We start from the raw sequence: 8,792 nt of genomic DNA, 5'->3' as shown, positions 1-8,792 counted from the left end.
AGCTGCCAGTAGCGGGCGGTCGCCGTCCGCCTCCCGGTCAGCTCGGCGACCCGCTTCGGCTTCGGCGCCGCCTTGCCCTTCGGCAGCTTCTCCCGGCTCGAGACCACCGAGGCCCCGCCGGTCGGCGACTCCCCGGACCCGCCCTGCGCGTCCTCGTCCCCGTCGTCCGAGAACCAGCCCGCGATCGTGTCGAAGGCGCCCTTGTCGTCGCCCGCCGTCGGCGACTGCGTCGTCCCATAGGCGACCTGCGGCCATAGCGTGCCCGCCACCGCCGCTACGACAAGACAGGAGAGATATCTCCTGTACGGAACTTTCACCTCAATACCTTTCGGCATCGGCGCACCCGCATCACTCCACGCGAAATGGGCACGCCGAACGAGCCGGAGCGGAGGTTTCCGCCCGGCTTGGCGCAATGTGGAGTGATCGTGCGAAAACATGAACCACGAGGTCACGGGCATTGCGGCGGGCTTTCTAACCATTCCCGTGAGGCCTGGTCAACCCCCGCGACATAAAGGGCAAATAAGCGGCCGAAGAGGGTGGGGTTCGCCCGATTCCTCCGCTCGCTCGCACTCGGCCCGCGGCGTGGTGTATAACCGCCCGGTTCATCTACCGACCAACCGAAAGCCGGGCTCTCTCATGTCGTCCAATGAACACGCGGAAAGCGCAGTGCCGGAGGAGAACGAGCCCGGGAGCACGGGGGCTTCCCCCGGCCGTCGTGGATGGCTGATCGCCGGCATCGCCCTGCTCACCTGCGCCGGACTCGTCGGCTACGGCACCCTCGGCACCGACGAGCAGCCCCGGCCGGAGGCCGCGCCGGGCGCCGAGGTGACGTACGCGGTCACGGGAACGGGAACCGCGGAGATCTCCTATCTCGCCCGCAGCGAGGCCGGCACGGCCACGGTCGAGAAAGACGTCACGCTCCCCTGGACCAAGTCGGTCCAGATGCCTCTCGGCAAGGCCCCGACCGTCACCGTCGTCCTCGGCGAAAAGGGCGGACAGGCCTCCTGCACCCTCACCATTCGCGACAAGCACGTCCAGCGCTCCACCACCATGGGCGCATTCGGGCGCACCTCGTGCACGGGAGGGGTTCAGGCCCGGCAGGGCTGATTCCCGCCGACCGGATTCCGGACCGGCGATTCGCCCGAAATCTTCATGTGGTTGCGATCCGGTGGCGCGCTGCCGTATAAAGGCGCCCTTTTCGCCGGAGAGTTCGACTCCCTTTGGCCTGCGTCGACCGGGGTTCATTTCCCGGCTCTGCTCTCGCACCCGGCCGAGGGGCGCTTCGCGCTGCCCGGTAGCACCCTCCCGCCCTCCGGGCGGCGAGCAGGCATCCGGTCGGCCGCCCCGCCCGGCACCCATCCATTCGGACCAGTGTGCGGCGTGTCACACGCGGGGGTCAGGGATCACCGTGGAATCATCGTCCTGGATCCGCACCTGCGTTCCACCCGGAACCACGGGCGGAGAAGGTCAGGGACCGGCACGGCAGACCGGGGGCACTCTCCTCGCCTCATGGGCGAGAGGTGGGCTCCGCCTGCGGAAACACCCCTCCAGGGGCGTTTCCGCAGGTCAGAACGTTTTTCTTCGGTGGGGCGGGTGGGACTCGAACCCACGGCCGACGGATTATGAGTCCGCTGCTCTAACCGGCTGAGCTACCGCCCCGAACGGTGAGGCGCGTACATGTGTGCGCGCCGTCTGCCGCAGCATAGCCGCTCATACGATCTCCTGCTTCGGATGATCGGCTCTGCTCGACCTTGAAGACTGCGTGCGGCTCCGGATGGTTCCCGGAGACGCGAAAAAGGACCCCGAAGGGTCCTCTTCCGTCTCGCTCCCCCGACTGGACTCGAACCAGTAACCCTCCGGTTAACAGCCGAATGCTCTGCCAATTGAGCTACAGGGGATCGCGCTCCCCCGACTGGACTCGAACCAGTAACCTGCCGGTTAACAGCCGGCTGCTCTGCCAATTGAGCTACAGGGGATTGCTGCGTTGCACCGATCGGATCCACCTCGGGCCTTCCCGGGCGGCGGTCGCTCGCTGCGAGACATACATTAGCGCAAGCAGGGGGGTGCTCCGCCAATCGGTTCCCCCAGGGCCTCCAGGGAAGGATCGCCGCCGTGCGGTACAAGCTGACGTTCGTCGCGGGACTCGCCCTCGGTTACGTGGTCGGCACACGGGCCGGACGAGAGCGCTACGAACAGATGAAGAAGTCCGCGAAGGACTTCGCGCAGAACCCCGCCGTACGGAACGCCGCGGAGTCCGCCGCCCAGACCGGACGGCAGGCCGCGGGCAAGGCCGCGCACCTCGTGGGCGACAAGGTGGGCGACAAGCTGCCGCCCTCCGTGACCAACCGGGTGCAGGCGCTGCGCGAGCGCGGCCGGGCCGGCGGCAAGGCCGACGACGAGGAGTGGGGCACCAGCAACACCTGAACCCCGCGCGTGCGGCAGAATCATGTGCCATGGGGATAGTCGCCGGACTGGACAGCTCTACGGAGTTCACACGCATCGTCGTCTGTGACACGGACACGGGTGCCGTACTGCGGCAGGGGTACGCCGCTCATCCCGGTGAACCCAAGGCCGTCGACGTCGATCCGCAGACCTGGCTGCTCTCGCTCGGCGAGGCCGCCACCGGCGGGCTCCTGGAGGGCGTGGAGGCCATCGGCGTCTCCGCGCAGCAGCACGGGCTCGTGCCGCTCGACGCCCAGGGCGGCCTGGTGCGGCCCGCGCTGGTCCGGAACGACAAGCGGGCCCAGGTCGCCGCCGCCGACCTCGTCGAGGCACTGGGCGGACGGCAGGCCTGGGCCGAGGCCGTCGGCAGCGCGCCCGGCGCCGGGCAGGCGGTCGCCAAGCTGCGCTGGCTGGCCCGTACGGAGCCGGAGAACGCCCAGCGGATCGCGATGGTCCTCCAGCCCCACGACTGGCTCGTCTGGCAGCTCCTCGGCCGGCCCGCCCGCCGCACCACCGACCGCGGCGCCGCCTCCGGCACCGGCTACTGGTCGGCCCGCACCGGCACGTACCGCCCCGACCTCGTCGAGCTGGCCCTCGGCCACCAGGCCGTGCTGCCCGAGGTCCTCGGACCCTCCGAGGCCGCCGGGATCACCCCCGAGGGCCTCCTCGTCTCCGCCGGCACCGGCGAGACGATGGCCGCCGCCTTCGGCCTGGGCCTCGGCCCCGGGGACGCGGTGGTCTCGCTCGGCGCCTCCGGCTCCGTGATGGCCGTGCACCACGAGGCCCTCACCGACCCCAGCGGCATGGTCACCTCCTTCGCCGACGCCACCGGCATGCACCTGCCCGTCGTCTCCACCTCGAACGCCGTACGGGCGCTGCGCGGGACCGCCGAGATGCTGGGGGTGGAGTCCCTCGACGAGCTGTCGGCGCTCGCGCTGAAGTCGACGCCCGGCGCCTCCGGGCTCGTCCTGCTGCCCTATCTGGAGGGCGAGCGGACCCCGAACCTGCCGCACACCGCGGGCACGCTCAGCGGGCTGCGGCGCGAGTCGATGAAGCCCGAGCACCTGGCGCGGGCGGCGTTCGAGGGCATGCTCTGCGCGCTCACCGACGCCATGGACGTGCTGCGCGGGCGGGGCGTGGAGGTGCGGCGGGTCTTCCTGCTCGGCGCGGCGGCCGCCCTGCCGGCCGTACAGGCGCTCGCGCCGGCGCTCTTCGGCGCGCAGGTCGTCGTCCCCCAGCCGGCCGACTACGCGGCGCTCGGCGCGGCCCGGCAGGCCGCCTGGGCGCTCGGGGTCGCGCGGGGCACGCTGTCCCCGTCCGCCCCGCCGGCCTGGCAGGGCGCGGTCGCGCAGATCCTGGAGCCCGGCGAGGACCTCGCGGTCGGGCAGGCGGTGCGGCAGCAGTACGCGGCGACGCGGGAGCAGATCCACCCGGGAGCGTTCGGCGCCTGAGGCCCGCACACGGGTTCGTAAAGTCTTGCCCAGGGTGCCGCCCGCGCCCCGAAACGGAGTCGTAACGCTCCGGCGGTGCGGGCGATAGTAGGACCCGTGCTCATAAGACTTCTCCGAACCCACCTGCGGCCGTATCGAAAACCCATCGCGCTGCTCGTCCTGCTGCAGTTCCTGCAGACCTGCGCGAGCCTCTATCTGCCCACCCTGAACGCCGACATCATCGACAACGGTGTCGTCAACGGGGACACCGGCTACATCCTGCGCTTCGGCGCCCTGATGGTCGGCGTCTCCGTCGTCCAGGTCGTCTGCAACATCGGTGCCGTGTACTACGGCGCGCGCACCTCCTCGGCGCTCGGCCGCGACGTGCGCGCCGCCGTCTTCGACCGGGTGCAGTCCTTCTCCGCCCGGGAGCTCGGCCACTTCGGCGCGCCCTCGCTGATCACGCGTACGACCAACGACGTGCAGCAGGTCCAGATGCTGGTCCTGATGGCGTTCACCCTGATGGTCTCGGCGCCCATCATGTGCGTCGGCGGCATCGTGATGGCCCTGGGCCAGGACGTCCCCCTGTCGGGCGTCCTGCTCGCGGTGGTGCCGGTCCTCGGCGTCGCCGTCTCGCTGATCGTGCGGAGGATGCGGCCGCTCTTCCGGACCATGCAGACGCGCCTCGACACCGTGAACCGGGTGCTGCGCGAGCAGATCACCGGCAACCGGGTCATCCGCGCCTTCGTGCGGGACGGGTACGAGGAGGAGCGCTTCCGGGGCGCCAACGGCGAGCTGACCGACGTGTCGCTGGCCACCGGGCGGCTGATGGCGCTGATGTTCCCGACGGTGATGACCGTCGTGAACGTCTCCAGCGTCGCCGTGGTCTGGTTCGGCGCGCACCGCATCGACAGCGGCGGGATGGAGATCGGCGCGCTGACCGCCTTCCTCGCCTATCTGATGCAGATCGTGATGGCCGTCATGATGGCCACCTTCATGTTCATGATGGTGCCGCGCGCCGAGGTCTGCGCGGAGCGCATCGAGGAGGTCCTCGGCACCGGGACCAGCGTCGTGCCGCCGGCCGAGCCGGTGACGAAGCTGCTGCGGCGCGGGCACCTGGAGGTCAGGAGCGCGGACTTCCGGTACCCGGGCGCGGAGGAGTCGGTCCTCAAGGACGTGGCGCTGGTCGCCCGGCCCGGTGAGACCACCGCGATCATCGGCTCGACGGGCAGCGGCAAGTCGACGCTGCTCGGGCTCGTGCCCCGGCTCTTCGACGCCACCGGCGGCGAGGTCCTCGTCGACGGCGTGGACGTGCGGGAGCTCGACCCGAAGCTGATGGCGAGGACCGTGGGGCTCGTCCCGCAGAAGCCGTACCTGTTCTCCGGGACGGTGGCGACGAACCTGCGGTACGGGAAGCCCGACGCGACCGACGAGGAGCTCTGGCACGCCCTGGAGGTCGCCCAGGCCAAGGACTTCGTGTCCAAGCTGGAGGGTGGTCTGAACGCGCCGATCGCGCAGGGCGGCACCAATGTCTCCGGCGGGCAGCGGCAGCGGCTCGCGATCGCGCGGACGCTCGTGCAGCGGCCGGAGATCTATCTGTTCGACGACTCCTTCTCCGCGCTCGACTACGAGACGGACGCCCTGCTCCGGGCCGCGCTGTCCCGGGAGACGGCCGACTCGACCGTGGTGATCGTCGCCCAGCGCGTGTCGACCATCCGCGACGCCGACCGGATCGTCGTCCTCGACGAGGGCCGGGTCGTGGGCACCGGACGGCACCGTGAGCTGATGGCGGAGAACGAGACGTACCGGGAGATCGTGCTCTCCCAGCTGACCGAGGCGGAGGCAGCCTGATGGCCGGTCCTGGCGGACGCATGATGATGGGCCAGTCCGGTGAGCGGTCCATGGACTTCAAGGGCTCGGGCAAGCGGCTGCTCAAGCAGCTGGCGCCCGAGCGCGGCACGCTCTGGCTGATGCTGATCGCCGGCGTGCTGTCGGTGGCGGCCTCCGTGGTCGGGCCGAAGATCCTCGGCAAGGCGACGGACCTGATCTTCGCCGGCGTCGTCGGGCGGAACATGCCCCAGGGCGCCACGAAGGAGCAGGCCCTGGAGAAGCTCCGGGCCGGTGGCGAGAGCGGCATGGCCGACATGCTGTCCGGAGTCGACTTCACCCCCGGCCAGGGCATCGACTTCGGCGCGGTCGGCGAGGTCCTCCTGTGGGTCCTCGTGATCTACGTGGCGGCCGGCCTGCTCATGCTGGTCTCCACCCGCCTGTCGATCAAGGTGATCAACCGGACGGTCTACCGGATGCGGGAGGACGTCCAGACGAAGCTGGCGCGGCTCCCCCTGTCGTACTTCGACAAGGCGAAGCGCGGCGAGGTGCTGTCCCGGGCGACCAACGACATCGACAACATCTCGCAGACCCTCCAGCAGTCGATGGGCCAGCTGATCAACTCGCTGCTCACGATCGTCGGCGTGCTCTTCATGATGTTCTGGATCTCGCCGCTGCTCGCCCTGGTGGCGCTGGTGACGGTGCCGGTGTCGGTCTTCGTCGCCGCGAAGATCGGCAAGCGCTCGCAGCCGCACTTCGTGCAGCAGTGGAAGTCGACGGGCGCGCTCAACGCGCACATCGAGGAGATGTACACCGGGCACAGCCTGGTGAAGGTCTTCGGCCGGCAGGAGGAGTCCGCGCAGGACTTCGCCGAGCAGAACGAGGCCCTGTACGAGGCCGGGTTCAAGGCGCAGTTCAACAGCGGTGTGATGCAGCCGGTGATGTTCTTCGTCTCGAACATCAACTACGTCCTGGTGGCCGTGGTCGGCGGTCTGCGGGTGGCGACCGGCAGCCTGTCCATCGGTGACGTGCAGGCCTTCATCCAGTACTCCCGCCAGTTCTCGATGCCGCTGACGCAGGTCGCGTCGATGGCGAACCTGGTGCAGTCCGGTGTCGCCTCGGCGGAGCGGGTCTTCGAGCTGCTCGACGCCGAGGAGCAGGAGCCGGACGCGCCGACGAGCGAGACGGGGGCACCCCTGGCCGAAGGCTGGGGGACCGTGGACCTCAAGGGCAAGGTGGCCCTGGAGGGCGTCTCCTTCCGGTACGAGGAGGACAAGCCGCTCATCGAGGACCTGTCGCTCACCGTCGACCCGGGCCAGACGGTCGCGATCGTCGGCCCGACCGGCGCCGGCAAGACGACCCTGGTGAACCTGCTCATGCGGTTCTACGAGGTGACGGACGGCCGGATCACCCTGGACGGGGTGGACGTCGCGAAGATGTCCCGCGAGGAGCTGCGCAAGGGCATCGGCATGGTCCTCCAGGACACCTGGCTCTTCGGCGGCACCATCGCGGACAACATCGCGTACGGCGCCACGCGCGCGGTCACCCGCGCCGAGGTCGAGGAGGCGGCGCGCGCCGCCCACGCCGACCGGTTCATCCGGACCCTGCCCGAGGGGTACGACACGGTCGTCGAGGACGACGGGGCGGGGGTCAGCGCGGGCGAGAAGCAGCTGATCACCATCGCGCGGGCGTTCCTGTCCGACCCGGTGATCCTCGTCCTGGACGAGGCGACCAGCTCGGTCGACACCCGCACCGAGGTCCTCATCCAGAAGGCGATGGCGCGCCTGGCGCACGGCCGCACGTCGTTCGTGATCGCGCACCGGCTCTCCACGATCCGGGACGCGGACGTGATCCTGGTGATGGAGAACGGCTCGATCGTCGAACAGGGCACGCACGACGAGCTGCTGGCGTCCGGCGGGGCCTATGCCCGGCTGTACGCGGCGCAGTTCGCCCAGGCGGTCGCCGAGGTCGACTAGTACCCGTCCTAGTCGAGGTAGCCGCGCAGCTGGTCCGCGTAGGCGTGGTCCCGCAGCTTGGTGAGGGTCTTGGACTCGATCTGGCGGATGCGTTCGCGCGTCACGCCGAAGATCCGTCCTATCTCCTCCAGGGTGCGGGGCCTGCCGTCGTCCAGGCCGTAGCGGAGCTGGACGACCTTCCGCTCGCGCTCGCCGAGGGTGGACAGGACGTCCTCCAGGTGGCGGCGGAGCAGCAGGAAGGCGGCGGACTCGACGGGTGAGGCGGCGTCGCCGTCCTCGATGAGGTCGCCGAGGGCGACGTCCTCCTCCTCGCCGACGGGGGCGTGCAGGGACACGGGTTCCTGGGCGAGGCGGAGGACCTCGCCGACCCGCTCGGGGGCCAGGTCCAGCTGGGCGGCGACCTCTTCGGCGGTGGGTTCGTAGCCGCGCTCCTGGAGCATGCGGCGCTGGACGCGGATGACCCGGTTGATGAGCTCGACGACGTGCACGGGGACGCGGATGGTCCGGGCCTGGTCGGCGAGGGCCCGGGACATGGCCTGGCGGATCCACCAGGTGGCGTACGTGGAGAACTTGTAGCCGCGCGCGTAGTCGAACTTCTCGACGGCCCTGATGAGGCCGAGGTTTCCCTCCTGGACGAGGTCGAGCATGGTGAGGCCGCGGCCCACGTACCGTTTGGCGACGGAGACGACGAGGCGGAGGTTGGACTCGATCAGCCTGCGCTTGGCGATCCGGCCGAGGACGACGAGCTGGTCCAGATCGCCCGCCAACCGCGTGTCCAGATCGGGGGTGTTGGCGAGTTTCTCCTCGGCGAAGAGCCCGGCCTCGACGCGGCGGGCGAGCTCGACCTCCTCCTCGGCGCTGAGCAGCGGGATGCGGCCGATCTCGCGCAGGTACTGGCGGAAGAGGTCGGAGGAGGGGCCGTTGCCGCCGGGGTCGCCGGTACGGCGGCGCTGGGGCGGGATCTCGGGGAGTTCGGGGAGTTCGGCCTGCTCGTCCGGTTCGGTGGTCTGGATCTCGGTCTGCACGGCGGGCGACCTCCAGGAGGGGCGGAACGACACCGTCATCCAGTGTGGGGTACGACACATCGCCGCCACGAGGGGCGTGCGGTGACTTTTTG

Annotated in this window: 7 protein-coding genes and 3 tRNA genes; 5 read left to right on the top strand and 5 right to left on the bottom strand. The window is 70.2% G+C overall.

Annotation, left to right across the window (positions count from 1 at the left end):
* Nucleotides 1-269, bottom strand: a 269-nt coding sequence (locus ACFYUS_RS12275; protein ID WP_388849127.1) for a hypothetical protein, incomplete at its 3' end; no start/stop codon positions are given.
* Nucleotides 270-666: 397 nt separating this feature from the next.
* Between ACFYUS_RS12275 and ACFYUS_RS12270 the strand changes: the two genes are divergently transcribed.
* Nucleotides 667-1,107 carry a hypothetical protein gene (locus tag ACFYUS_RS12270; RefSeq protein WP_388849124.1) on the top strand — a complete coding sequence of 147 codons (441 nt, stop codon included), beginning with the start codon at nt 667-669 and terminating at the stop codon, nt 1,105-1,107.
* Nucleotides 1,108-1,585: 478 nt separating this feature from the next.
* Here the strand turns inward: ACFYUS_RS12270 and ACFYUS_RS12265 are convergent.
* From ACFYUS_RS12265 to ACFYUS_RS12255, 3 genes are all read right to left on the bottom strand, one after another.
* Nucleotides 1,586-1,659: transfer RNA gene (locus tag ACFYUS_RS12265), tRNA-Ile, on the bottom strand.
* A 166-nt stretch (nt 1,660-1,825) separates the two neighbouring features.
* Nucleotides 1,826-1,898 (bottom strand) — tRNA-Asn (locus tag ACFYUS_RS12260).
* A 5-nt stretch (nt 1,899-1,903) separates the two neighbouring features.
* Nucleotides 1,904-1,976, bottom strand: a tRNA-Asn gene (locus ACFYUS_RS12255).
* Nucleotides 1,977-2,112: 136 nt separating this feature from the next.
* Between ACFYUS_RS12255 and ACFYUS_RS12250 the strand changes: the two genes are divergently transcribed.
* From ACFYUS_RS12250 to ACFYUS_RS12235, 4 genes are all read left to right on the top strand, one after another.
* A complete protein-coding gene (locus ACFYUS_RS12250) occupies nt 2,113-2,424 on the top strand; it encodes a YtxH domain-containing protein (protein ID WP_388849121.1) in 312 nt (103 codons plus the stop codon).
* A 29-nt stretch (nt 2,425-2,453) separates the two neighbouring features.
* Nucleotides 2,454-3,893, top strand: a complete 1,440-nt coding sequence (locus ACFYUS_RS12245) for an FGGY family carbohydrate kinase (RefSeq protein WP_388849118.1) — start codon at nt 2,454-2,456, stop codon at nt 3,891-3,893.
* 96 nt (nt 3,894-3,989) lie between these two features.
* The gene (locus tag ACFYUS_RS12240) at nt 3,990-5,723 is read left to right on the top strand and encodes an ABC transporter ATP-binding protein (RefSeq protein ID WP_388849115.1); all 1,734 of its coding nucleotides are present in this window, start codon (nt 3,990-3,992) and stop codon (nt 5,721-5,723) included.
* On the top strand, nt 5,723-7,675 hold the full coding sequence (locus ACFYUS_RS12235) for an ABC transporter ATP-binding protein (protein ID WP_388849112.1): 1,953 nt from the start codon (nt 5,723-5,725) through the stop codon (nt 7,673-7,675). Before ACFYUS_RS12240 ends, ACFYUS_RS12235 begins: the two co-directional genes overlap by 1 nt.
* An 8-nt stretch (nt 7,676-7,683) precedes the next feature.
* Here ACFYUS_RS12235 and ACFYUS_RS12230 read toward each other — a convergent pair whose 3' ends face one another.
* A complete protein-coding gene (locus tag ACFYUS_RS12230) occupies nt 7,684-8,739 on the bottom strand; it encodes an RNA polymerase sigma factor (protein ID WP_388849109.1) in 1,056 nt (351 codons plus the stop codon).
* Between the last annotated feature and the right edge of the window lie 53 nt (nt 8,740-8,792).

Origin of the sequence: Streptomyces sp. NPDC004284, from assembly GCF_042874035.1 — a bacterium.
GTDB lineage: Bacteria > Actinomycetota > Actinomycetes > Streptomycetales > Streptomycetaceae > Streptomyces.
This window is presented reverse-complemented; position numbering and strand designations above follow the sequence as displayed.